Origin of the sequence: Bifidobacterium tibiigranuli, from assembly GCF_022655035.1 — a bacterium.
Taxonomy (GTDB): Bacteria; Actinomycetota; Actinomycetes; order Actinomycetales; family Bifidobacteriaceae; genus Bifidobacterium; species Bifidobacterium tibiigranuli_A.
The window spans coordinates 1-24,755 of record NZ_JALCUA010000007.1 but is presented as its reverse complement, the minus strand read 5'-3'; the positions used below and the strand labels follow the sequence as shown (position 1 = coordinate 24,755).

Here is a 24,755-nt window from a genome sequence, read left to right as displayed (position 1 = left end):
GACAGCCAGAATGGAACGGAACGCCCACTAAGAATCAGTCAGCGGGCGTTCCGTTCCAGTATCCCGTGCCTTCTGGTACGAAAACGCCGCTGACCAGCCGTCAGCGGTCTTTTCGTTCCATTTTCTCAAGGCTGTCGCTACAAAACGGACGCAACTCCAGTCCTGAGGCGGAAGGATTCACCTATGAGCGACTTCAACCCGACACTTACTCCTATCCGCGACCATGACGTCGAGCTCGCCAAGGCTGAGGCTGGCGTTACGGGGCTGGCTGCGACGCGCAATGACCGCTGGTATCCGAAGTTCCATATCGCGTCGAACGGCGGGTGGATCAACGACCCGAATGGACTGTGCTTTTACAAGGGCCGATGGCATGTGTTCTACCAGCTGCACCCCTTCGGCACCCAGTGGGGCCAATGCCACTGGGCTCATGTCTCCAGCGCCGATATGGTCGCTTGGCGACGTGAGCCGATTGCGATGGCTCCAAGCCTCGAACAGGACAAGAACGGCGTGTTCTCCGGCTGCGCAGCTATCGGCGACGACGGCGAACTGCGCTTCTATTACACCGGCCACCGCTGGGCCAATGGCCGCGATGGCTCCGGAGGGGAATGGCAGGTACAGATGCTCGCCACTCCGGACAACGACGAGCTGACCCATATCACCAAGCGTGGCATGGTCGTCGATTGCCCGCGAGACAAGGTAGATTCCCACTTCCGCGACCCTAAGGTGTGGAAGACCGAGGGCACTTGGTATATGACCTTCGGCGTGTCCTCGGCACAAAAACGCGGACAGATGTGGCTCTACAACTCCACCGATATGGTCGAATGGACCTTTGAACGCGTGCTGTTTGAGCATCCAGATCCGGATGTCTTCATGCTTGAATGCCCTGACTTCTTCCCGGTCACAGACCGCGACGGCAATGAGAAATGGGTGATAGGATTCTCCGCCATGGGTTCGAAGCCGCGCGGTTTCATGAACCGCAACGCTGATAACGCCGGCTATATGATCGGCACCTGGAAACCGGGCGAACCCTTCAAACCGGAAACCGAATTTCGTCTGTGGGATTGCGGGCACAATTTCTATGCTCCACAATCATTCACCGCGCCAGACGGACGCCAGATCATGTATGGCTGGATGAGCCCATTCCGTGAATCCGCGCCTATGCAGTCGGACGGCTGGTGCGGCCAGCTGACTCTGCCGCGCGAGATAACGCTCGGCGCTGATGGCGATTTGCACACTGCGCCGGTGAGGGAAACCGACGAGTTGCGTATGGATACCACCGACCTGGGTGCGCTTGACCTCAATGATAACGAGGAACATGTCATCCTTGACGACGCCGCAGCAGTGGAAATCGAACTGACCATTGATCTTGCGCAATCCACTGCAGAACGCGCAGGGCTGAAGCTCCATGCCACCAACGATGGCTCCTATACGTATGTGGCCTATGACGACCAGCTTGGGCGCGTCGCCATCGACCGGCAGGCCGCAGCGCGCGGCGATCGTGGCTACCGCACTGCGCCGCTGTCGGACGCGGAGCTGGCCAGCGGCAAACTCGAGCTACGCATCTTCATCGACCGCGGCTCCATCGAGGTCTACGTCAATGACGGTCGACAGGTACTCAGCTCCTACAGCTACCCGTCCGAAGGACCGCGCGCGATCGAGCTCACCTCGGAGTCAGGGACGACCCACATCGATGCGCTTAAGATTCACCAGCTTAAGAGCATTGGATTGGAGTAGGCGGCATTGTCCGGGCGCGTCGCCCATGCGCGGAATCACGCGCGCGGCGACACGCCCGAGACCCCACGCATAAGTCGGGGGATAGCGATTTTCGGCGTTGGAATTCCGCCCATGAAAATCGCTATCCCCCGACTTGTGTATACCGGGCTAGGCCCCCGCCTACTTCTTCACGCCACCGAAGCGCCGGTCGCGGTGCACGTAGTGGTCGATGGAGCGCCACAGGGCCTCGCGGCCGTAGTCGGGGAACAGTTCGGGCGCGAAATCGAGTTCGGCGTAGGCGGCCTCCCACGGCAGGAAGTTCGAGGTGCGCTGCTCCCCCGAAGTGCGAATCACCAGATCGCAGTCCGGGATGTCGGGATTGTAGAGATGCTGGGCAATCATCTTCTCGGTGACCCTGTCGCCGCTGATCTCCCCGTCGCGCACCTCCTGGGCGATGGCCGCACAGGCGTCGGCAATCTCCGAGCGCCCGCCATAGTTGATGCAGAAGACCACGTCGATGGTTTTGTTGCTCTTGGTGCGCTCCATCGCGACTTCAAGCTCGTCGATCACCGATTTCCACAGGCGCGGACGCCGACCGGACCAGCGCACGCGCACGCCCCACTCGTCCATCTGCGCTACTCGCCGGTGGATGATGTCGCGCGAGAACCCCATGAGGAAGCGCACTTCTTGGGGGCTGCGCTTCCAGTTCTCCGTGGAGAAGGTGTACAGGCTCAGGTAGCGCACGCCCGCTTCGATGGCTCCGGCGATGGTGTCGAACACCACCGGCTCCGCCGCCTGATGTCCGTTGGTGCGCACCAGTCCGCGCTGCTGCGCCCAGCGCCCGTTGCCGTCCATGATGATGCCGACATGCCGAGGCACCTTGCCCTTGGGATAGTCCGGGACGATGGAAGGGTCGGAGAAGGGGGCCGCGGGAACGTCCAGCGACGTGTAGTCGACATGTTCGAAAGTCATAGCTACGAATGTAACAAGCGCAACGAACGAATAGGTCGTTCCAAGTAGTATTCTCCCCAATCTTCAACAATTCGGCTCACTTCGGGCCGCAGACCTTCGCCGTCAAGAGCCGACCAAGCGCCGTCAACAAGCGCTGAGAGCTGCTCGCGAGCGCCGGAATCGAGCCGTACCGCATCCGGCGTGCGATCCGCGGCACACATTATGCCGCCTGAACGCACTGAGAAAAAGCCCAGCTCATCGTGCCGACCGCATACCACGCAGGACTCCATGCGCGGCGTCCAGCCAGCCTCGGCCAGAGCGCGCATGACATAGGACTCCCCTATCGTCAGCGCATCGTGCGCATGCCTGGCGAGCGCGTTCAGCGCCCCGATAAGCAGCATGTACTGCCCGCGCGAGGGTTCGTGCTCGGTGGATACGAGCTTGTCCACCGTCTCCACGATGACGTTGGCGGCAGAGTAGGCCTCGAAATCGAGGCATATCTCGGCGGCGTACGCGCCGATTGACGCCGCTTGGGAGATGACATCGAGCGAACGGCCTTCGGCGATGAGCAGATCGACGCGCATGAAGGGCTCAAGCCTCCCGCCGAAACGCGATTTGACGCGGCGCACGCCCTTGGCCACCGCGCGAATCTTGCCATGCTCCTTGGTGAGCACGGTGATGATGCGGTCGGCCTCGCCGAGCTTGACGGTGCGCAGCACTACGCCTTCATCACGGTATAAGGCCATGCGCGCTCCTCTCGATCATGCACGACTATACGTCGTTTTCGCGTTGTCCCGGCGAACACGGCTCACACTTTTTCGGCGCTACTGAAAAAGTGTGAGCGAAACGAACATTTCATGTTCAGTATCCATTCATATGAAACCTTGAGAATCCGCCATTATGGTACCCGAAAGCTACCATCTTGCCTGTTCATTTGGCTCACACTTTTTTGGGTCCGCCGAAAAAGTGTGAGCCATTAGTAAATGAACAGCCCCCAGAAGGCGAAGAACAGCAGCACATGCAGCATCGCCACTGTGGTAATCCAGAACAGCACGCGACCCAGCCGCGTGGAGGCGACGACCGGCTTGCGGCCCGTCACCACGGCCTTGAGCTCCCCGGTGCGAGGCGGCAATTGCGCCAGTCCGCGCGCCGAAGCCTCCTCGATCACACGGGTCAGCACGCGCGACCACGCCCAGACCACGAGCGTGCACACAATCTGGATGACGGGCCAGCTCCAATACATCATGCCCGGATCCTCGACCGGCGCCCCTCCCCACCCGAGCTTGACCACGGCCATGATCACCTGGCCCAAGCCTGCCACGAAGAGCACTACGGTGGCCATCGTCGTGACGGTGAGCATGAGCAGCGCATTGCCGAATCCGCGCGCGAAGCCCAGAGTCCGCCCTTCCTGCCGTCGAATCATATGCCGAAGCTTGAGTCCCAGGGCGATGAGCGCGGTAATCGCAGCTGCCAGCAGCAGCACGACCGTAGCGATGTGCAGCACCACGCCGTACACCGTCAGCGGCCTATCGCCCGCAAGTTCGGAAGGCACCACGATGGATTGGTAGATGCGCGTGCCGGCCACCCGTTCGCTGGTCTGCTTCAGCCCGCGCACGGTGCCCTGGCTCCAATTGACCATGTCGGTGACATAATTGTCGGAAAGCGCCGTGCCCTCGTCAGCCTCATCACCGAGCCGCAGCACATGGTTCGCCACAGGATAGCTGCGCACGGTGATATCCCAATTGCCAGCGTGGTGGGCCATATCAAGGATCTTGCGCACGCCGTCAACCTGCGCGGTCATCACGTCCTTCGAACCATAAGCCACGAAGGTCGGGATGGAGTAGCCGACGTCGAACTGCGTGGGCACATCGAGATTCTGCAGCCCAAGCATCGAGGAATCGACGTGGAACAGCCTGCGCACAATGGACTGATACCCGGCGTGCGCCCCAGTCAACGCGAAGTCCTGCGCGACCATGAACCCGAGCGACTGGCGCGGCGAGTACACCATAGGACTGAGCAGCACCTGGAAGGCGATGCGCCTGTCCATACGCAGCAGATACGGAGAAATCCACGTGCTCTCCGACGTGGCATAGATGCCGATATTGCTGGCGTCGACCGAACTCAGCGAGCGCAGATAATTGATGATCTGATCGTAGGCGGCTGCGGAGCCGGGATAATCGCGGTTCACGTTGCCGGTCGACCACACCGGCTTGTCGGGCACGGCGGTGGCGAACCCTGCCGAAGCCAGGTCGAAGGCCACATCGCCGAAGGAGTTGTCGCAGGTGCCATAGCCTGCTCCGTGCATGAACACCACGCCGGGGCGGCCGGATGGAGCGCCCTGCGGCTCGCGGATCAGTACGCGAATGTTCTGGATTTCACCGGTCGAAGGGCGCTTCGCCTTGATGGTGACGTGGTGACTGACGACCTTGTAGCTTCCGCGCCCAGGCAGCGGGGTGCCGGTCGGGTTGTGGAAGGTGACGGCGGTGTTCGGCGAAAGCGTCTCGATGGTCTGGCCGGTGGGTTCCTTGTTCCACGGCACGGCGGTGATATTCGAAACCGTGACGAGGATGCCGATCAGAATAATGAAAATAGGCACGCTCACCATCAGCCGGCGGCCACGGCCCCACACCTGCGGAATTTGCGCAGTTTGCGGCATCTGCGAGGCCGGTGACCGCTCTGTACCTTCCGTACTCTCCGCATTTTCCGTATTCTCCGGAGCCTTCGCCAGGATCTTCGGGGACTGTGAAGCGTCCGGCTCACGCGCGTTCGTTTGGTTCTGATCAGACACGAGCTTCATCCTATCCAGCGATACATCTGCTGCGCGGCATCATCGACTTTCCCAACACCACCGACATCACTGCACATTAACAGGCTCAGCGCACTGCATCCGTGCCGTTGGAATCGCCCGAATCGCCATCAAAGCCGGGGAAAGAAAGATCGGGAATGTCCAGATCCATGTCCTCGTCGGCCTTCGGAAACATGCTGCTCTTATCCGCAGCATCGTCTGCGTCATCATCTGCGTGACGTTGCGAAGGCAGAGGATCGGCTGCGAAATGCGGCATGCTGAAGGTCTGCAGCGAAGGAACCTTCGGGGCGGGCACCGTGGCACTCACCTTCGGCAGTTCCTGGGAGACCTCGGCCATATGAGCCAGCGCCGCAAGCGTGGCATCCGTTTCCTTTGCGTGTGCCACTGTGTGTGCCTCTGCGTGCTGGCCATTGCCGTTCTGCACGGCGGATTGGGCCGGACGCGCGGGCTGGAAGGACGGAATAGGCGCGGCAGATACGGCATCGGCTGCTGGCGCACCGGACCATTCGGCCTGTGCTGATCCTGCGGCTGTTGTCTCTGCGGCGGTCTCAGTACCGGAAAAAATCGACATGGTCTCGGCAGCATCCACCGGCGCATTTGCATTCGCATTTGAGGACCCAGCTGCATATGCAAACTCGGTCGATGCCACATGGGCATCACCATGCTGCGCAATGGTCGCGTAGTCCGGTTCCGGTGCGGCCGTGCTCGCATCCGAAGTTGAAGCAACGGACGTAGCAGCGTCACCCACGTTCGCACTTTCCGGAGCGGCGTAACCGTAGGCACTGGGCGCACCGGACTTGGGCGCACTGGGAGTACTAGGAGCGAATGAAGGCGCGGATTCCTGAGCCGTCGAGGCCGTATAAATAGCCTGCTCGGCCTTGTTCAGTGCGGCGAAGGATTCGGTTTCCTCGCCTGCGTGCACGGGGGCGTACGACGCCGTCTCCTCCTGCGGCGCAGCTGCGAACAGGGGCGTCACGCCTGACGCTGCACGATCCTGATTGAAAATGCTGTCCGCATTGCTGTTTGTGTTGCTCGCATTGTTCGCAATCGGTGCGGGCTGGGCGGAATCGGCCTGCTCGTCGTCATATTGCGAGATGCGATCATAGGATTCCAAGCGGCTCAGCAGCTGCACGCAGGAACTGAGGAAATAGTCGACTTGCCGCTCGTCGTAGCCGCCATCGCCTTTGCGCTGCGTGAATACCACGCGCGAAACGGTTTTGGAGTCGACTTCGCCACCCTTCGCGTCATTCGCGAAAGACGAGTTTTCGATCTGCAGCTCTTCGGACGCCTTGCCCACGATGCGATCGATCAGACGATCGACCTGTTTGCGATCATAGGAGGGCTTCTTGTGCGCCCCGTCCGCGAAGCGTTCGCGATCCGCACGTTCGGCATGCTCCGCAATCTGCCGATACAGCTCTTCGCTGCGCGCCTTCCACGCCACTCTGCCCTGCTGGCCGATCTCCCATGAGGTCTGCTTGTCGACCACTGCGCGTTCGAGACGGTCAAGCGCCGCGTCGACCTGCTCGAAGAGATACCCGCCCTTGCGCATATCAAACGATACGTTCTGAATATCGTGTTGGGTCAGCTGCACGCCTTCGCTGTCGTACTCGCCTTCATACAGTGAGTGCGCACGCTCCAGAAAGGCATCCACCTGAGCGGTGTCGTAACCCCACTTGCGTTTGCCGGCACGCGCGATGCCGGACGAGTCCCGCTCGGTTTCAGGTTCTTGAGCCATCGGCTATTGACCTCCTACGGATAAGTATTCAACAACCTAACACTACGCGATTATTGGGACGCGGCGATATTTCCGCCCGGCACGAAGCCTTCACGCGGCTATCGCGCATCCGCTGCGAGTTTGCTATGCACGATTGCGCGCTGCCGCACGGCATAGGCGCGTAAGCTATGAGTTCAATCCAATCGAAACAGTCGTCATCAGCGCAATGGGGGCCTGTACCCGATTCCGGGGCGGGCGAGGATGCGTTCGCGGGCGAGATGGAGCATCGCTCTGGCACGTAAATCAAACGAGCCGAGCAGATGGCGACGCAATCGCACGCGCAAGCACTGCGCCAAGGTCATCCGCGGTAAGGCGCGGCCGGTCAAGGGTTGCGCGTTCAAGCGCGAGGCCAAACAGCAGGGAGCCGAGCACATCGGTCTGGCTTTCGGTCAGTCCGATGCCTGCTTCGCGAGCGAGTTTCCGGGCCGTTGCGATGCTCGCAGCACGGATTTCTTCGAGGATCGGGCGAAGCTCGGGATTGCGCAGCGATGCCAAAGACAGTTCGATTCGAGCAATGTAGAGGTCGCGGTTGGTCTGGGTGGAGTCGGTAATCAGCTCGGCGAGCGCGCCTACAAGGTCGCCTTGGCGCCCCGGTTTGCTTGCCGATAAACGCTCCATATATGCGCGATGCCGGTCGCGAACGGTCTGGGCGGCAGCCAGCAGCAGGGCGGCTCGAGTCCGGAAATAGCGCGATGTCGTGCCCGTTGGCACATGCGCCGCGCTGTCGACCGCCCTATGCGTCAGGCCGTGCGCTCCGGAGCGTGCGAGAACGCGGATAATCGCATCGGCAAGCAGCTCGCGACGGTTGGTTTGCCTCGGCATGACGGCGCTCCTTCATATATTCATATATTCGCTACTATTATAGCGCTACAATAGTAGCGATATTGCCACAGCGCTTGTGGCGGCAATCACCAGTCAAGACGAATCGTTATACGACAAAGGAAATAGACATGGGCGGACGGAACGAGGTACTGCGCAGGCAGTCACAGCGCACGAAATTCAACAACACCGACATGGACCTCGCGTTCAATCTGGCCTTGGGCGTGAGCCAGATCGTCGGCATGAACCCCGGCGAGGTGCTTGCGGCGGTCGCTACCGTCAAGGATGGCGACCCTAGGAGCTGGCGGGAGTCCTTCTATCGCGAGGCGCGCTTTCTTTCTTGCCGAGCTGATAGCTGCGTGCAGTCGGGGCATCTCGAACAGGCGGGCCAGAGCGCGTTTGGAGCCGCATATGCCCGCAGATTCGCGCTGGGCTTCGCCAGTCCCAATACCAAGGCGTGGAATAGTATCGTCCACGAAATGGAACAGGAATTTATGCGCGGTGCCGCGCTGAGTCATGTGCCCATACGACCCATCGAAGTCCCGTTCGAGAGCAGCAGCCTCCCCGGCTACTACCTCGAAATCGACGATGCGCCGAGACCGACCTTGCTTGTCATCGGAGGCGGCGACACCTTCCGCGAAGATCTCTTTTACTACGGCGGACATCCCGGCTGGCAGCACGGCTACAACGTACTTATGGTCGACTTGCCCGGCCAAGGGAAAACCCCGGATCGCGGATTCACCTTCCGTCATGATTCCTCGACGTCAATCGCGGCGTGCCTGGACTGGCTGGAAGCCAACGCTTCGACTCCGGATGCGCGAATCGCACTGTTCGGGCTCAGCGGCGGCGGATACTTCACCGCGCAGGCAGCTTCCACCGATTCCCGTGTCGCGGCGTGGATTGCAAGTACGCCAATCACGGATATCGGCAAAGTGTTCTCTTCGGAAATGGGCGGCGTGCAAAAGGCTCCGAGCTGGCTGACGAATTTAGCCGCCGCAATCATCGGCAGAACGAATTCAGCATTCCAAGTCAGTCTCGAAAAATACGCCTGGCAGTTCGGCACCAAGGACTTTGCCGAAGTGCTCGCCAGAGCACCCAAAGAAGCTCCCATCGTCGACACATCGTCAATCACCTGCCCGAGCCTGTTCATATTCGGAGCCGGCGAAGCCAAGGAGTTGGCCCGCCAAACCCAAGAACTCGCCGCTGCGATGAAGGCAAGGCATCAGGATATCACCGTTCGCAAATTCGAGCACGCCGAAGGCGACGCGCACTGCCAGGTCACGAACCTGAAACTCGCGCATCAGGTCATCTTCGACTGGCTGGATCGGCGATTTTGTGCTGTATCGGCGGCACATGACTGAAGGAAATCTTTACAAATGACACATTTTGTATGTATCCGGCAAATCCCTATACCATAGAAACCCGTTACGGCAATGAGGTTAACTATCTACACATGCACTGTGGGCGATGAGGGACTCGGACCCCCGACATCCACCGTGTAAAGGTGGCGCTCTAGCCAACTGAGCTAATCGCCCGCGACGCACTACTGTACCGCATCCCCTGCATGTGTCGCCACGCGGTGTGGTCAAGGTGATGGGGATCATCCCCGCCATTTGTTGAACCCGAAAGCTCGCTTCGACCATATCATGCTCATCAAGAAATACGAATACGCCTGGCCCGGCTCCCTGAAAATCAATTCAACAATTGAAGACACTCCAACTCAAGACATTCACGCATTCACGCACTAATTGGCTCGGCACACGACATCGCAACTGTCTCGCAGGTGCTTATCAGGTCGCTGTACCAGTGTTTTTGCATGGTGGGTGCGGCGACGAGGAAGGTGGGAATCGTGATTGCGGGTTCGATGCTGACAACCCGAATGCCTTCATATTGGTGCTCGGCCTCGTAGGTCTCGTAGATTGGCGTCCACATCGGCGTCGAATTGGCAGCCATGACGGCGAATGTGGCCTCGACGCTGGTGAACGGCATGCCCACGGTCAGTCTCAGCCCCTGAGCCGAGTAAGCCTCGTTCAGCACGTCGTGAAGCGCCGGATTGACGTCATACGACGCCAACGCCACGGGCGACCCAGCCAATTCTTGAATCGACACCGAGTCCTTGCCTGCAAGCGGATGATGCTCGGGCATGGCGGCGATGAGCCTGTCCTCCCAGACGCGCTCGCTGCGCAGCGTCATATCCCGGACGCGCCCGCGGAAGAACGCGGCGTCAATCGTGCCGTCCGCCAGCGAGGCCGCCCGCTGCTCCGGCGCCACCTCGACGGCGCGCACGGTGTAGCCTTTGCGGGCGAGATCCTTGAAGACGAGCGGAACCCGCCTGCCCATCCCGCACCCGATGCCGAGCCGCAGCACGCGCGTGGTCCGATATTCATTGGCTGCGGAACTCAGCGTGGCCGCATCATCCAACAGCGTGCGGGCAAGCGGCAGCAGGCTCATTCCGGCCGCAGTGAGGACGATGTTTCTGCGCGAGCGGTCGAACAATTCCACGCCGAGCGCATGTTCGAGCCGCTTGACCTGCTCGCTGACCACGGATTGCGGCAGGAACAGGCGGTCCGCCGCGCGCCGGAAATGCAGCTCCTCGGCAACGGTGACGAAGATGCGCACCTGCCGCAGTTCAAAATCAGCCATCCTAGCCCCTCTCCATCTGTTTCTAGCTGTTGTTTCTATCTGTTTTCGACGATTGTCAATAACCGATCTGCAATTATTGCGTTGCTCTGATCGTAGTTCACGATCATTACCTTCGCAGTTTGGCTCTCGATAAAACTTGCAGCATCGACAAGGATTGACATTGTCACCAAGACAGCCCGAGAAGAACAACCGACTCGGGCCGAATGCAAGCAATACGTTCAAGCAATCAACAAGGAGCATCATCATGGCAAACATCGTCATCATCGGAACCGGAAACGTCGGCGGCCCTCTGGCACGGCGGTCCGAGCAGGCCGGTCACCAGGTCACCACGCTCACGAGCAAAACCGAAGCCGAGACCGCAGTAGCCGCGATCGGCGCCGCCGACGTCGTGGCGCTGGCGCTGCCGTATCAAGCCGCTCTGGAATTGCCCGAGGAGTGGGCACAGGCGCTGTCTGGCAAAGTCGTCATCGACGCGACCAACCCGCTGACCCCGGACTTCACCGCGCTGACCGTCGGCTTCACCACTTCCGGAGGCGAAGAGGTCGCCAAGCATCTGGCCGGCGCCAAGGTGGTCAAGGCGCTCGACACCGTGCTGGCCCCGAACCACGACCCCGCCGCGTTCCCCGCAGGCTCGATTTTCGCGCCGGTCGCAGGCGACGACGAAGAGGCCGTGAAGACTGTCGTCGAATACCTCACTTCACTCGGCTTCGACGCCGTGCCCGTCGGCCCGCTGGAAAACGCGCGTCTGCTTGAGCCGCTGGCTGAATTGCAGATCCAGCTCGCCTACGTCCAAGGCCTGGGAACCGCCATCAGCCTGAAGCTGCAGCGCGCATAAGCGGCAGACTTGGCAACGACTCCGGCAGCAGTAGCACCATCAGCAGCAGCCAGCCGTCGCTAAGACGTTCGGAAACAAGCCAATCCTAACGGAGCCACACATACATATGCATGCGTGGCTCCTATCCAAATAACCACGAGGCCCTTGAATCGCAAAAGATTCAAGGGCCTCAACGTTTTCAATGCGCATCACGATTGCGTAGATTCGCCGCCGTTTGATCAGTGTCAAGAATGCCCGTTACGGCAAGCAGCCCTGGGAAGCGTGCTTCGATATCGTCTCGGCGCAATGTGGCGGTGCGAGTATTGCCCTGCGCCTCGACCCGGATCAGTCCACTATCTCGCAGCACTTTGAAATGGTGCGACACGGAGGACTTCGCGATTGGCAAGTCGAAGCTGCCGCAACGGCGAGGACCCGAAACCAGCTCGGCAAGGATGCGACGCCGCGTCCGGTCACTCAGCGCATGAAGCACCGTCGAAAGGTCCAGTTCGTCTGCTGTCGGTTGCGGGAGCAACGCCATCGCTCATTACCTCCTGTGTGGTTGTCGTCCCAGTGTATCAAGATAAACTATATTCGTCGAACATCGAACTTAAAGTATTGGATATCGCATTTTGGGTAGCGTGCACCGAACAACGCCATCGGCCGACATCTATGCAGCCGATTCGCATTGCGAAAGTAGTAGATAGAAAGCAGACAATTATGGTGAATCTTCCCACTCAAGAAAACGCTCCCTCCCGGCAGCCGACACCGGCGATCATCGTCGGCGGCATTCTGGCCTTCCTCGTGGGGAGCGATTCGATGGTGGTTGCGCCTATCGCTCCGATGATGCTTCATCAGTGGAGCGTCTCGACCGGATTGTCGAGCCTGCTGGTGGCCGCGTATGCGCTTGCCTATGCGCTGACGAGTCCGTTCTTCGGCGCATTGGCTGACCGGTCCGGCCGCCGCCGGATAGCCGTTGCCGGTATCGTGCTGTTCGCTGTGGGCACGGCGTTGACGGGCTTCGCGCACGGTTTCGCTCTGGCCTTGGCAAGTCGCGCGGTGGCGGGCGCCGGGGCTGGCGCGGTGATGCCGAGCGTGTTTGCTGAGGTGTCCGAGCGTTCCACCGATGCCACGCGGGGCGCGAACATCGGACTGGTCATGGGCCTGATGCCCGCCTCCACCGTCATTGGCGTGCCGCTGGGCGCACTACTTGCCTCGGCGGTCGGCTGGCCGTGGGTGTTCCATGCCATCGCGATTCTGGGGGCTTGCTGCCTCCTGCCCGCCACAAATATCTTCGCAAGCAAGGCCACGGCATCGACCAGCCTCGGACGTGCGGGCTCTGGCATGCTGCAGCTGCTGCATACAGCTCTGTCCAGCCGACCAACCCTGCTCGTTCTGGCCGCGACATTCCTGTGGAACACGGGGCTTGCGATCCTGTTCACCTCGATAGGAGCCTTCTACCAGTCCAGATTCGGCGTCACGACCGCCACGATGAGCGGCATCATGCTCGCCGCTGGCATCGCCGGCGTAGCAGGATCGGTCGGCGGCGGCAGACTCCTGTCCTATTGGGGCACATTCACACATCTCATCGTCTGCGCTGCCGTATCCGCAGTCGGCGTACTACTCATGAGCCTCAGCCCGGCACTGCCGCTGTCCATCATCGGCAACTTCGTGTGGAGCCTTGACATCGTGGCCGGGCAGCCGGCCCTGACCACGCTGGCCGCCACACTCGACCCCCGCGCCCGCGGCACCATTCTGGCCCTGAACGGCTCCGCTCAATACCTCGCCCAGTTCGCCGCCTCATCCGCCGCCGCCCTGCTCGTCAGCATCACCGGCAGCTACCTGCCGCTCGGCATCCTTGCCGCTTGTCTGCCAGCGCTCGTTTTGTTCATTGTGCCCAGCCTCACCAGCCAGCCGATATCGAAACCCTCAAGATAACAGCCCCTTCATATTAGTTGCATGGCGTTTGACCGCATGGGGCTCACATCAGTCAAAGAAAGTCAGTTAGTTCCGGCTGCGATGACGGTACCGCCGTGGCATGCCGCGGTAACGGCGCATCGTATTCGTGACCTATACGTGAGCGATTGCGGTCCAGATGCAATCGGTGATCTCGCGTGTCCACTTGTCGGTTACGTCGCCGTGCAGCAGCGCATGGGCAACAGTGGATCCCCAGATCAGGTCAAGGACGATTTCCATATTGAGACCGTCACGAAAAATACCCTCGGCGACACCTCGTTGCAGGTATTCCTCTACTTTATGTCTGGCGGGCGTGATGATGCTCGACAGGATGCTGCGGAAGAGCACGGAATCCGTAGCCATCACCGCGCCAACGGTTTTCAGACCGACGGTGCCTTCGAGATAATCGGCTAGCCCGGCCATCAGCATGCGCAAGCTTGCCTTGGACGGCGTGGACTCGCCAAACGATGGCGATTCCACAACATCTGGCATGAACAGATTATTCAGCAGATCCTTCGTATTGGCGTAACGTCGGTAAATAGTGGTGGTAGCCACCCCGGAGCGTCTGGAAATCTCCTTGATGGTGATGGCATCGGTGCCCATAGACAGGGCAATATCCAGCGCAGCCCGCTTGATTTTGACATCCGTCTCGTGGCGGATACGCTGGCCCCGTTCAGTCATGATTTTCATTGTCCTCTTTGGACGCGATTTTCTGTTGTGATAATGATACTTATGAATAATCACCGACACGGACATTCGCCGATGCAGATACGCAAATGCACCGCCCCTGTGATTCCAGGAACGGTGCATGCGTTATCACACAGTATTTCGTTAGAGAGTTACGCCTCTTTGTTGTATTGATACATGGACCACAGTGCGAGAGCGAGCACGATCACAGCAAGAATCCATGTCCACCAAGCTCCCGTAGCCGTCGCGAATTTGCCAATCCACGGCAGGATGAAGGTGATCACCGCTACTACGACCTGTACCCATTCAGCAGTCTTCGACGCCGAAGTGCCCAGCGCCCACAATCCCACAACAGCGATGACAATGCCTGCGACAATCGGCCAGGCCGACGCTGAGTTGAACGACGCCCACACTGGCGACAATGCCAGCACCACGCCAGCAGCCACATTGACCCAATCTTGCCATGTCTTCCACTGAACATTCGTTACAGCAGCCATGATATGCCTCCTAAACTCGTCACAACGCTACTTCTTATGTAGCGCTACATAAAATATAGCACTACATTTTGTGTAGCGTTATCTGGAATGCGGTTATGCCAATGGCACAAAGCAGTGCAGATAATGCAGATGGGGATATCTGCATTGGCGCAGTCAGAAAGCTTTCTGTCCACAGCACCAAGGCATGGGTAATCGGCATGTTGTGCGGCACGACTCACCACCCGACTGCGACTGTCGTGACTCTCTCCGTGATTCGCGGCAGTTCAATGACTCATGCCCGCGCACCGGCGTGTCGCCAATGATTGTCAAGCAAATCATGGCCAATGAGCTCGGCCCGCTTCCTGCAGTGGCTTGACCTAGAGTGAACTCTAGAAAATACACTGTAGGCATGGAGCCACATGGGAAGTCAGCGGATGCAGACGGCAACGCCACTGAGGACCTTGGAAACATTACAGACATTAAAGAGCTGCAGGAGTTGGCGTGCAGCTTGGTCATTGTCCGACTGCTGTCTTAAGCACATGCCTGCGCAGTTCATGAGCCCGCTAGCCCAGCACGGCGATCATTTTCGACCATCTACAAGGTCCTATGTCAGCAAGCGAACTTCACCGTACGTTTTCCCGCACGTTCACGAAGGCCGTATCGGAAAACGTACGATAACGTCGGCTCAGTGTACGTTTTCCAATACGGCACACGCTTGCGTGACATGAAACGTACGCTGCCAAGCCGTCTCACTCCCCCGCCTTAAAGCCTCGCGCCCATGCGGCTGCGCGCTCCGTCTCTTCTGCGCGCAGCTGGTCGGCGCCAGTGACCCAGAAAGTCGACCCATACTGTGCATTCACGCCGTTCGCAACGAGTCTTGCGACGGCTTTCTTGGCCGCCTGCCCGAACAGCGTTCCTGCCCCTGCAACGCACGTGTCGAAGGTAAGCACCTTGGTCGTACCCGGGATGGAGGCCTCAGCAATCCACTCGCGCAGCCCAATCGAGCTGGCATGGAAGCCACCCCTTCTCGCCGCCTGCGCCCCGGCAGTCTTCCGCTCCAGCGCCGAGGTCCGGCTTGCGCTACTGGAAAGCGTGAACGCGTGCGTCGGAGCCCCAAGAATCAGCAGCTCCACACTGGGGTCAATCCGCTTGGGCGCATTATCAACCCGGAGCAGCGTCGCATCGGGAAGCGCACCGGCGATGGCCTCGCCGATGCTCCACGTATTGCTGAAATGCGACTCGACAATGACTAGAGTGCTCATTTCATGCCCCTTGCTAGTAGATAATCGATCGAGTCGAATACTGGTCGCTCACGAATGAGTTCTGCATGCTGTCTTGCACGAAGGCAGCAATAAGGGCAACCAGACTACGATTGCCCCGACCAGTATGGAACCCCATAGCACAGCCTACAATATCTGACGCGATTCCCAATTGCTGTGATTTCAGGATGCATTATTCATTTCGCGACCGCCGCTACAGCTCACGCAACCGACGTGACCCTGCGGCATACTGATACCCAGCTAGTAATTTCATCTTCCGCATTTACGAAAGGCCTGCCGATGACCGCAGCCGCTGCACCCGTCCCAACCGATGACCAAACCCTCGATGCACAAGCCAAACCCCAAGAACCTCAAGAAGCCCACGAACACTACGATTTCTATGTCGCAGGGCCATTCTTCAATGACGAGGAGATCCACAGCATGGAGCGGTTGGAAGCCGTCCTTGAATCACGCGGCAGGAAACTGTTCAAGCCCAGGTTCGGCGAGGCGGACAAGCGCGAGCACGACGCCGCATGGCCCAGGTTCTGCTTCGAACAGGATATCGACGGCATCCACGACTCCGACGCGGTCATCGCCAACCTCATCGACGGCGATACCGGCACCATGTTCGAAATCGGCTATGCCTACAGCCGCGGCATGCCGGTCTACGGCTACTACGAAGGCGTCAAGCCTTCGGACACCATCAATCTCATGATCGCGCAGTCAGTGAGCGAGGTGTTCGCCGGTCCCGATGACCTTGCCCATTGGCTCGAAACCGGCGAGCACATGCAGCCCGAGTTCAAGCAGTTCTGAGGTTCTGAACTGCGGCTCTCCTGAAACACTTCGCACTACCACAGTATCCAAAATACAAAATCATTCAGACTCGCTCACTCGTAATGGTCCCGCGCGGAAATAATGCACAACCGCCCCTCAACAACCGTGTACACGATGCGGTTCGCCGAATCGATACGCCGGGACCATGCGCCTTGTAGCCCCCATCGCAACGCTTCCGGTTTGCCGATGCCTTCGAATGGGTGGTTGCACATATCGTTGATGAGCCTGTTGATTCGCTTGAGCGTCTTGCGATCCTGCGACTGCCAAAACAGGTAGTCGCCCCACGCATCCTGCGTCCACGCAATAATCATGCCGACGCCCCGGAACCGTCACCATCGAGCAACACATGCTCCCGAACCCGCCCCTGACGCACCTGCTCAAGTCCATGCGTGATCTTGTTGCGCAGGTAGGGGTTCTGATAGACGCGCAGCGTCTCCATCATCGAGTCGTAATCGGCGGCGCTCATCACCACGACGTCGTCATCCGGATTCGTATTGGTCACGAGCAGCATGTCCGAATCCTCGTTGACCTTGCGCATATACGATTTGAGATCCTTGCGGAAATTGCTGTATGCGACCGCCTGCACCATGATTGCCTCCAAAACAGTACTTGTACATAATATTGTACCATTCAATACGTAAAAGCATTACATTCGATTTGGCGGAAAAATTTGGGAAAATCCGAAGCACTGCCGCACGACAGAACTTCACACGACACGCCTTCACATTGTTCGCTTACAGAATACGGAAATATTATCAGCAAAAGTTATAGCACACGTAAAACTCTGTATTTGCAATGTTTTTACGCATATTCTCACACAACATCACACGCTCAACAGCAAGTAACAGAACAGTAAAAACTAACACAATCGAACATTTACCTGTGTCCCACATCACACTGCGCGATTAGCCCCCAGCGTGTCGCAACAACGGCCTGGCAGAACGCACTGCCGTCGTGTTATTTTGTTTCGTGTAGAGAGCGCAAGCAACCAATTCATCAGCCAATCCACTCAACAATGCAGCAAGAAACACTGCGCCCAAACGACACAGTGTTTCCAGAGCACAGCAACAATCTTGCTCTCGCGCATACACCATCACACACCACCGAGCTGCACATCACCGCGCCATAAATCTGCGCGAAACTGCGTGGCTCGGCTGTCCTGCTGCGCGCCCTCTGCACAATAAGAGAAAACAGAGAGAGGATTCCATGTCACGTATCGCCGATAATCGTTGGACGCGGGCCATTGCGCCAGCACTCCTGATTCACGTTTCGATAGGCACCGTGTACTGCTGGAGCGTATTCAAGCAGCTCATCGCGGACCGCATGCACGCGCCCGCAAGCACCATCGAATGGGGCTTTTCGCTCGCCATATTCTTCCTGGGCATGTCGGCCGCCTTCCTCGGACCTATGGTGGAGCGCGATATCAAGAAGTCCGCGCTGGTCTCGATGGTCTGCTTCGTCGTCGGGTTCGCCGGCACGGGCCTGAGCATCGCGTTGAATTTCCTGCCGGGCGTGTTCATCTGCTACGGCGCGATTATGGGCGTGGGGCTTGGCATCGGCTACCTCGTGCCGGTGAAGAACCTCATGCTGTGGTTCTCGAACAACAAGGGCCTGGCTACTGGCATCGCGGTGGCGGGCTTCGGTCTGGCCAAGGCCATCGCCAGCCCAGTGATGGAGTATCTCATCGCCTCGGTCGGACTGGTCGCGATGTTCTACATTCTGGCAGCCGTCTACGCCGTGATGATGTTCGCCGGATTCCTGCTCATCAAGCGCCCGCAAGGCTACGTCTACCATCCCGAGGCGCAGGTCAGCCGCCGAAGCATCATGAAGAAGCCCGTGTTCTGGGGCATCTGGCTCGCCTTCTACATCAATATCACCTGCGGGCTGGCGCTGATCTCGCAAGAGAAGGACATCCTGCACGATGTGCTCAGCCAGATGCCGAAGTACGCGGGCCTGAGCGCAGACAAGCTCTCAGTCGCCATTGCGGGCATCGTCGGCACGGTGCTGGCGGTCGACGCCGTGTTCAACACGCTTGGACGCATCGGCTTCTCCACGCTTTCCGACCACCTCAAGCGGCGCGAAACCGTGTATCTGATCATCTTCGCCATGTCCATCGCGGTGTGCCTGCTGCAGATCGGCACGCACAGCATCGACCGGGCGCTGCTCTGGGCCGTGCTGGCCATGCTCTTCCTCGTCAATGCCGGGTACGGCGGCGGCTTCTCCACGCTGCCGGTGCTGCTCGACCAGCACTTCGGCATCACCGCAGTCTCCACCACACACGGACTGGCGCTGAGCGCGTGGGCCATCGCCGGACTGTCGGGCAATCAGCTGGCCTCCTTCGTCGTCAGCCACGCCTCCGACCAGACGCATCGCTACAGCGCGCTAATTCCCATCCTCGCACTGCTCTATGCGGTTGCGGCCGTATCCATCTGGCTGGTGTCGCGCGTCAAGAAGCGCGAGCCGGTTGTTGCGTGATTGGGTGGTGGGTAGCGTTTATGCGTCACAGTTCCTGCACTAGTTTGGCCCTCATACGGTTTTGTGACGTATGACCGACTCAACGACTGTCCAAGAGTGATCTCCGTTGTTTCCTCGGGCCCTTGGAGGGCCCTCGGCGTCGGCTACGCAGAGCCCACAGGGCTCTGCGCCTAACGCCTCCGCCCGCCATAAAGGTCGAGTTAGTGCGGGGTTTGTACTGTCTGAAGGGCAGGATGCACGCCTCTAGCCCGATTCCCCCGCAGCCGATGCGCCCCATCAACGCCCTTCCCCTCCTCGGCGAAACCGGTACAATGCATATCGGAAGCACAACTGAAACCACTGTCCAAACCGCTAGCACGTTAGGAAGCATGTATGACCGCAACCACTTCCACATCCACTGTGACACAATCCGCTGGATCCGCCGAATCCGCTCAGTTCGTTGAGCGTCCCCTAGCACAGACTCCGAGCGACATATTCAACGCCCCGATCGCGCAGGCCGATCCCGAGATCGCCGCGCTGCTCGACGGCGAATTGCGCCGCCAGCAGGAGGGCCTTGAGATGATCGCCTCCGAAAACTTCGTGCCGCGCGCGGTGCTGCAGGCGCAGGGTTCGGTGCTGACGAACAAGTATGCGGAAGGCTACCCGGGGCGGCGCTACTACGGCGGATGCGAGGTCGTCGACCAGGTCGAAACGCTCGCCCGCGACCGGGCCAAGGCGCTGTTCAACGCGGAATACGCGAACGTGCAGCCGCATTCGGGCGCGCAGGCCAACGCCGCCGTCTATCAGGCGCTCATCAAGCCCGGCGACACGGTGCTCGGCCTCGCGCTCGACCACGGCGGTCATCTGACGCACGGCATGAAGATCAACTTCTCCGGGCGTTTCTATCATGCCGAATCCTATGGCGTGAACCCGGAGACCTACCGCATCGACCCAGACACCATCCGCCAGCGCGCGCTGGAAACCCATCCGGCCCTAATCATCGGCGGTTGGAGCGCCTACCCGCGCATCGAGGATTTCGCGGCGATGAAAGAAATCGCTGATGAGGTCGGCGCGAAGTTCTGGGTGGATATGGCCCACTTCGCCGGACTGGTGGCGACCGGACTGCACCCCAGTCCCGTACCGTACGCCGATGTCGTCTCCTCAACCGCGCATAAGACCTTGGGCGGCCCGCGCTCCGGGTTCATTCTCGCGCGCTCGGAGTATGCCAAGAAGCTCAATTCCGCCGTATTCCCCGGTCAGCAGGGCGGCCCGCTCATGCATGTGATCGCCGCCAAGGCCGTCGCCTTCGCCATCGCCGGCAGCGACGCATTCAAGGACCGCATGCAGCGCACGCTTGATGGTGCCAAGATTCTCGCGGAACGGCTCCGCGCTGCCGATGTGAAAGCCAACGGCATCAGCGTGCTCACGGGCGGCACCGACGTGCATCTGGTCATGGCCGACTTGCGCAACAGCGAGCTGGACGGCCAGCAGGGCGAGGACCTGCTCGCGCAGTGCGGCATCACGGTCAACCGCAACACCGTGCCCTTCGACCCGCGCCCGGCCTCGGTCGCCTCAGGCCTGCGCATCGGCACGTCGGCGTTGGCAACGCGCGGCTTCGGTGAGGAACAGTACCGCGAAGTGGCCGACATCATCGGCACCGCACTGGCGCAGGGTCTTTCCGCCGACACCGAGGCGCTGCACGCTCGCGTCGTCAAGCTGACCGAAGACTTCCCGCTCTACCCCGGCCTCGATCAGATCGACTGAGTGGCCTATATACGCAGCCGCGTGTGCACCCAGTATTCATACAATCACGGGTGCGCGCGCGGCCGCGTCTTCGTATTGTGACGTGCCCATTATGTCGTTTATTCTCTGCCGCAGCTGAGCCGCGTGTTTGTTATCTTGCATTGAGTGTAACTCGGACTTGACAGGCCCCTCGGTCCCTCATTTTCACGGAGCTCGCCGTTCATTAGGTGGATTTCCGCATGCGCACGGGCATTCAAGGCTGTGTCGCCTATTGTCACACACTCAGAATCGGCGGAATTGCAAGGCTTTCGCAAACAGTATGGTGAACGCATACTTTCGCATCAACCTAATGAACGAAAAAAAGACCTAATGAATGTTGATTTTGGTCGCGCGGCTGCTGGCTACCGAGTGAATGCGTCTGTTGAAGCAGCAAAGCTGCTGCATCCATTCATTAGGTCTTTTTTTCGTTCATTAGGCCCTTCGCAAAGTAGACCATGAATGTGATATGTAGCATTTTGGCAGAATAACGCCATTCTTAGGAATCTGCATACAGGAGACTCAAGGTATGAAACCATAGATTCCCAAAAAAAACACCTAATGAATACTGCGGACGCAGCAATGCATATCGTGTACGTCCGTTCAGACCCCATAAGCCCTATCGAGGCAGCAACGATGGACGCCGAATACGCAGCGTCCAAAGTCTTAGCGCCCGAAGCCTCAACGGCCTTTGCCGAAGGGACGCAGGCGTATCCCGTTCCAGTCGGGGGCGACAGTCAGGGGCGTGGCGCCATTCATTCCAGCGGTTTTTGCAGCGGACAGCACGATATTGGGGTTGGCAGCGCCAGGCCGCCCGGGCTTGGGAGTCAGCACCCACAAGGGGCCATCCTCACCCAAGACGCCATAGGCGTCGACGATAGTATCGGCGAGTCCGTCTTCGTCATCGCCATCGCGCCACCAGATGATCACTCCGTCTACGGCGGAATCGTAATCCTCATCCACCAGATCCTCGCCGGTCAGGGCTTCGATCTTGGTGCGAATCGCGTCGTTGACGTCATCGTCCCACAGCCATTCCTGTACGATGTCGCCAGCGCGAAAACCGAATTCTTCAGCGTTTTGAGATGCCGTTTCATTCACAGTAGGCATCTTAGCAAGACGCTACGAACAGTTGCGTTACACGCCCAGTCGAGATATCACCATGTGGTCATCCCTCGCGTTTCCAAGCCACCGTACAGCATGGAATTTCGCATGCCACATCGGCCCAGACCGGACTCTGGACGCACGCATACCCCGGTTATCGCTTGGCGACCGCCACGCAATGCGGCAGCGCGTCGCCTTTGCCTTGGCCGATGGCGACTACGGCCTTGTACGCCTCGTCCAGCGTGGACACCTGCACGTCGCGCAGGCCCTTGGGCACATGCCTCACAACCTCGTTGCAGTCCGCCTTCGGGGCGAGGAACCACGTGGCCCCGTCGCGTTTCGCGCCAAGCATCTTGAGCCGAATGCCGCCTATCGCGCCGACCTCGCCTTTGGTGTCGATGGTACCGGTGCCGGCAATCGTCTTGCCACCGGTCTCCTGCGCTGCAGTGAGCTTGTCGATCAGTCCCAGGCTGTACATCATGCCCGCCGAAGGACCGCCGATATTATCGACATGCATCGAGACCTTCACTCCCGAGACGTCGATGCCGAGACCTTTGGCGTAGTTCAAAGCCGCGGTTTTGGCGGCATCCTGCGACCCGGTCATCTCGCCTTGTGCATGTTTCTTGTACTGTTTGGCATCCTGGCCCACCGGGAACACCGCTTCGCTCGGCGTGATCTCCTTATGCGCATTCAGCCACGCCAGCAACGCCTGCGCATTAGTGACCGGCGAGCCGGGAATCCCGTTAGCGTTGACGGTCACCAGCAGCAGCTTGCCTGTGTCGCGGTGCTGGTCGCCATCAGCCGCGCCGGAGCCATGCGGCACGCCTGACATCGTAATGATCGGCTCGCCGCCGCTTGTGCCGAGCACATCGCGTGTCGGCCCCGGCGATTCCACGACGTAGGGGCTGGGCAGCACCAACGCAATCACGCACAACGTCAGACATATCAGGCCTGCCATATAGCGCAAGGAACTCGATGCGAAATACGAGCGCATGGCGTGCATGCTACGGCCGAGAAACCCCGGCTGCTCTTGGGCTGCGTCCCGTGGCTGAGACTGGGACTGCTCCGGCGTCCGCGCGTCGCCCGACTGCGGCTGCTCCTCGTGTGCATGCATAACCGACATAGGCATCAGTATGATGGCTCCCCTGCCCAAATGCCTCATTCAAACAGCCGAATGTACGCCTCATTTCGCGCATTGCCGTCCGAAAGCGCTTGCCGCATGCCAGCGACCACACCATCCGCCGCGTCTAATGGCGGATTTTCCCGGTTCTGCACATGTCTCCCTCAGCGAAACGTCTAAAGTAGAGGACAATAAGCGTAAAGGACAATGCGTAACATATGGTGGAGAACGACGACTCACCGCCGCAAGCAAAGGATGGATGGGCATGGACGAGAACGCGATTCACCAATGGCTGATTGAATGCTTCGGCCCGATTCAGGGCGAGGTCGCCTGGACCCAGATTTCCCAGCTTCCCGAAGAGGTCCGCGCACAGCTCATGAATCAGGATTCCAGCAATCTGCCCAAACCACAGGAGGTGCAGGCCCTGATGCAGGCCTTCTCCGCCGGCGGGCTGAACACGGTGAGCGATATGCAGCGCACCGTCGCTGAGGGGCCCATCAACGTCAAGCTGGCGACGTCGATTGCGTTGCAGCAGGCCAATGACGACAGCTCGCAGCGCACCGTCGCCGCGCAGGATGGGCAGGCCGTGCGCAGCGCCATGAGCGAGGCCAACCTCTGGCTTGATACGGCCTGCTCCTTCAACCCAGCGCCGGGCGAGCCGCAGGTGCTCACGCGCGCCGGCTGGGTGGAGGGCACCGTGGATGCCTGGGCGAAATTCGCCGCTCCTGTCGCGCAGTCGATGAGCGACGCGCTCTCTGCCGTTCTCTCCGAACGGCTCGGCGGAGCCTTGGACGGCGAGATCGCCGGAGTCTTCGCGGGGCCGGTGCCCCTTCCGCTTCCCGAGGGCATGAAGGACCCGGTCAAGCTCATCAAGCTGCTGGGCAACACCTCATACGCGATGCAGCTGGGCCATGCGGCTGGCGACCTCTCCCACGAAGTGCGCGGCAGCTTTGATCAGGGAATCGCCCTGCTGAAGAACCCCGCGGGTGCGCTCATCGCGCAGAACGCCGTGGAATACGCCAATGAGCTGGACATCGATCAGGACGAAGTGCTGGCATTCCTCGCGCTGCAGGAGGTCGCGCACGCCCGTCTGTTCGCCGATGTCACATGGCTGATGCCGCGCTTCGAGGCGCTGATCGGCAAGTACGCCCGGGGCGTCGATATCGATTTGGACGCTGTGGAGGAGCAGCTGCGCGACGCCGACGCGATGAATCCCGAGTCCATCGCGGGTGCCGTGAATCTTACCAAGGTCGGCATTCCCGACACGCCCGAGCAGCAGGAGGCCATGGCGAGCCTGGAGAATCTGCTCGCGCTGGTCGAAGGCTGGGTTGACTGCGTCACGTGGAAGGCCGGCATGGCCCATATCCCGCATATCGAGCAGTTGCGCGAGATGCTGCGGCGCGAGCGCGCGGTGGGCGGCCCGGCAGAGCGCACTTTCGAATCGCTGCTTGGCATGCAGCTGCGGCCCAAGCGCATGCGCGAGGCTGCGGCGCTCTGGGAAACCATTGGCAGCGTCGACGGTGCCGAGGCGCGCGACGCCAAATGGGGCCACCCCGATCTGCTTCCCAAGCT

At 59.8% G+C, this 24,755-nt stretch carries 22 protein-coding genes and 1 tRNA gene; 8 read left to right on the top strand and 15 right to left on the bottom strand.

From position 1 onward, the window contains the following. Positions 1 to 183: 183 nt before the first annotated feature. On the top strand, positions 184 to 1,734 hold the full coding sequence (locus tag LKK40_RS07745; RefSeq protein WP_304310138.1) for a glycoside hydrolase family 32 protein: 1,551 nt from the start codon (positions 184 to 186) through the stop codon (positions 1,732 to 1,734). Between the two features lie 159 nt (positions 1,735 to 1,893). On the opposite strand, the gene LKK40_RS07740 is transcribed toward LKK40_RS07745, so the two are convergent. The 5 genes from LKK40_RS07740 to LKK40_RS07720 all read right to left on the bottom strand — a co-directional run bounded on the left by LKK40_RS07740 (position 1,894) and on the right by LKK40_RS07720 (position 8,066). Further along, the gene (locus LKK40_RS07740) at positions 1,894 to 2,685 is read right to left on the bottom strand and encodes an isoprenyl transferase (RefSeq protein ID WP_304310137.1); all 792 of its coding nucleotides are present in this window, start codon (positions 2,683 to 2,685) and stop codon (positions 1,894 to 1,896) included. A 2-nt stretch (positions 2,686 to 2,687) separates the two neighbouring features. Beyond that, positions 2,688 to 3,410 carry a DNA repair protein RecO gene (gene recO, locus LKK40_RS07735; protein WP_304310136.1) on the bottom strand — a complete coding sequence of 241 codons (723 nt, stop codon included), beginning with the start codon at positions 3,408 to 3,410 and terminating at the stop codon, positions 2,688 to 2,690. Positions 3,411 to 3,640: 230 nt separating this feature from the next. Next, positions 3,641 to 5,269 carry an alpha/beta hydrolase gene (locus LKK40_RS07730; RefSeq protein WP_304310207.1) on the bottom strand — a complete coding sequence of 543 codons (1,629 nt, stop codon included), beginning with the start codon at positions 5,267 to 5,269 and terminating at the stop codon, positions 3,641 to 3,643. Between the two features lie 268 nt (positions 5,270 to 5,537). Beyond that, entirely contained in the window at positions 5,538 to 7,205 is a 1,668-nt protein-coding gene (locus LKK40_RS07725; protein ID WP_304310135.1) for a DivIVA domain-containing protein, read from the bottom strand. A 282-nt stretch (positions 7,206 to 7,487) separates the two neighbouring features. Beyond that, the gene (locus LKK40_RS07720; protein WP_304310134.1) at positions 7,488 to 8,066 is read right to left on the bottom strand and encodes a TetR/AcrR family transcriptional regulator; all 579 of its coding nucleotides are present in this window, start codon (positions 8,064 to 8,066) and stop codon (positions 7,488 to 7,490) included. Between the two features lie 128 nt (positions 8,067 to 8,194). Here LKK40_RS07720 and LKK40_RS07715 point away from each other — a divergent pair, with 128 nt between their 5' ends. Beyond that, a complete protein-coding gene (locus LKK40_RS07715; protein ID WP_304310133.1) occupies positions 8,195 to 9,424 on the top strand; it encodes an alpha/beta hydrolase family protein in 1,230 nt (409 codons plus the stop codon). 100 nt (positions 9,425 to 9,524) lie between these two features. On the opposite strand, the gene LKK40_RS07710 is transcribed toward LKK40_RS07715, so the two are convergent. Together LKK40_RS07710 and LKK40_RS07705 are read right to left on the bottom strand one after the other, a co-directional pair. Next, positions 9,525 to 9,598, bottom strand: a tRNA-Val gene (locus LKK40_RS07710). Positions 9,599 to 9,800: 202 nt separating this feature from the next. Then, positions 9,801 to 10,706, bottom strand: a complete 906-nt coding sequence (locus LKK40_RS07705; RefSeq protein WP_304310132.1) for a LysR family transcriptional regulator — start codon at positions 10,704 to 10,706, stop codon at positions 9,801 to 9,803. A 244-nt stretch (positions 10,707 to 10,950) separates the two neighbouring features. Here LKK40_RS07705 and LKK40_RS07700 point away from each other — a divergent pair, with 244 nt between their 5' ends. Then, on the top strand, positions 10,951 to 11,541 hold the full coding sequence (locus LKK40_RS07700; RefSeq protein WP_304310131.1) for an NADPH-dependent F420 reductase: 591 nt from the start codon (positions 10,951 to 10,953) through the stop codon (positions 11,539 to 11,541). A 178-nt stretch (positions 11,542 to 11,719) separates the two neighbouring features. On the opposite strand, the gene LKK40_RS07695 is transcribed toward LKK40_RS07700, so the two are convergent. Next, complete coding sequence (locus LKK40_RS07695; protein ID WP_304310130.1) at positions 11,720 to 12,058, bottom strand: ArsR/SmtB family transcription factor; 339 nt, start codon at positions 12,056 to 12,058, stop codon at positions 11,720 to 11,722. Positions 12,059 to 12,237: 179 nt separating this feature from the next. Here LKK40_RS07695 and LKK40_RS07690 point away from each other — a divergent pair, with 179 nt between their 5' ends. Continuing rightward, positions 12,238 to 13,455, top strand: a complete 1,218-nt coding sequence (locus tag LKK40_RS07690; RefSeq protein WP_304310129.1) for an MFS transporter — start codon at positions 12,238 to 12,240, stop codon at positions 13,453 to 13,455. 132 nt (positions 13,456 to 13,587) lie between these two features. Here the strand turns inward: LKK40_RS07690 and LKK40_RS07685 are convergent, their stop codons facing one another. The 3 genes from LKK40_RS07685 to LKK40_RS07675 form a co-directional block, all read right to left on the bottom strand. Further along, positions 13,588 to 14,163, bottom strand: a complete 576-nt coding sequence (locus LKK40_RS07685; RefSeq protein ID WP_304310128.1) for a TetR/AcrR family transcriptional regulator — start codon at positions 14,161 to 14,163, stop codon at positions 13,588 to 13,590. A gap of 149 nt (positions 14,164 to 14,312) precedes the next feature. Then, on the bottom strand, positions 14,313 to 14,657 hold the full coding sequence (locus LKK40_RS07680) for an SPW repeat domain-containing protein (RefSeq protein ID WP_304310127.1): 345 nt from the start codon (positions 14,655 to 14,657) through the stop codon (positions 14,313 to 14,315). Between the two features lie 728 nt (positions 14,658 to 15,385). Beyond that, complete coding sequence (locus tag LKK40_RS07675; protein ID WP_304310126.1) at positions 15,386 to 15,898, bottom strand: hypothetical protein; 513 nt, start codon at positions 15,896 to 15,898, stop codon at positions 15,386 to 15,388. 297 nt (positions 15,899 to 16,195) lie between these two features. Here LKK40_RS07675 and LKK40_RS07670 point away from each other — a divergent pair, with 297 nt between their 5' ends. Further along, positions 16,196 to 16,708: a nucleoside 2-deoxyribosyltransferase gene (locus tag LKK40_RS07670; protein ID WP_304310125.1), complete on the top strand. Its 513-nt coding sequence runs from the start codon at positions 16,196 to 16,198 to the stop codon at positions 16,706 to 16,708. 74 nt (positions 16,709 to 16,782) lie between these two features. On the opposite strand, the gene LKK40_RS07665 is transcribed toward LKK40_RS07670, so the two are convergent. Both LKK40_RS07665 and LKK40_RS07660 read right to left on the bottom strand, forming a co-directional pair. Next, positions 16,783 to 17,040, bottom strand: a complete 258-nt coding sequence (locus LKK40_RS07665) for a Txe/YoeB family addiction module toxin (protein ID WP_152580732.1) — start codon at positions 17,038 to 17,040, stop codon at positions 16,783 to 16,785. Then, positions 17,037 to 17,318 (bottom strand): type II toxin-antitoxin system Phd/YefM family antitoxin, encoded by a 282-nt coding sequence (locus tag LKK40_RS07660; RefSeq protein ID WP_304310124.1) that lies wholly within the window; start codon positions 17,316 to 17,318, stop codon positions 17,037 to 17,039. Before LKK40_RS07660 ends, LKK40_RS07665 begins: the two co-directional genes overlap by 4 nt. 617 nt (positions 17,319 to 17,935) lie before the next feature. Between LKK40_RS07660 and LKK40_RS07655 the strand changes: the two genes are divergently transcribed. Then, entirely contained in the window at positions 17,936 to 19,204 is a 1,269-nt protein-coding gene (locus tag LKK40_RS07655; RefSeq protein WP_304310123.1) for an OFA family MFS transporter, read from the top strand. A gap of 372 nt (positions 19,205 to 19,576) precedes the next feature. Continuing rightward, positions 19,577 to 20,947, top strand: coding sequence for a serine hydroxymethyltransferase (glyA, locus tag LKK40_RS07650; RefSeq protein WP_368491397.1), 1,371 nt, complete (start codon positions 19,577 to 19,579; stop codon positions 20,945 to 20,947). Between the two features lie 696 nt (positions 20,948 to 21,643). Here the strand turns inward: glyA and LKK40_RS07645 are convergent. Both LKK40_RS07645 and LKK40_RS07640 read right to left on the bottom strand, forming a co-directional pair. Further along, positions 21,644 to 22,069: a DUF3052 domain-containing protein gene (locus tag LKK40_RS07645; RefSeq protein WP_162000712.1), complete on the bottom strand. Its 426-nt coding sequence runs from the start codon at positions 22,067 to 22,069 to the stop codon at positions 21,644 to 21,646. 148 nt (positions 22,070 to 22,217) lie between these two features. Then, complete coding sequence (locus tag LKK40_RS07640; RefSeq protein ID WP_304310205.1) at positions 22,218 to 23,057, bottom strand: S16 family serine protease; 840 nt, start codon at positions 23,055 to 23,057, stop codon at positions 22,218 to 22,220. Positions 23,058 to 23,448: 391 nt separating this feature from the next. Between LKK40_RS07640 and LKK40_RS07635 the strand changes: the two genes are divergently transcribed. Beyond that, positions 23,449 to 24,755, top strand: a 1,307-nt coding sequence (locus LKK40_RS07635; RefSeq protein ID WP_304310122.1) for a zinc-dependent metalloprotease, incomplete at its 3' end; no start/stop codon positions are given.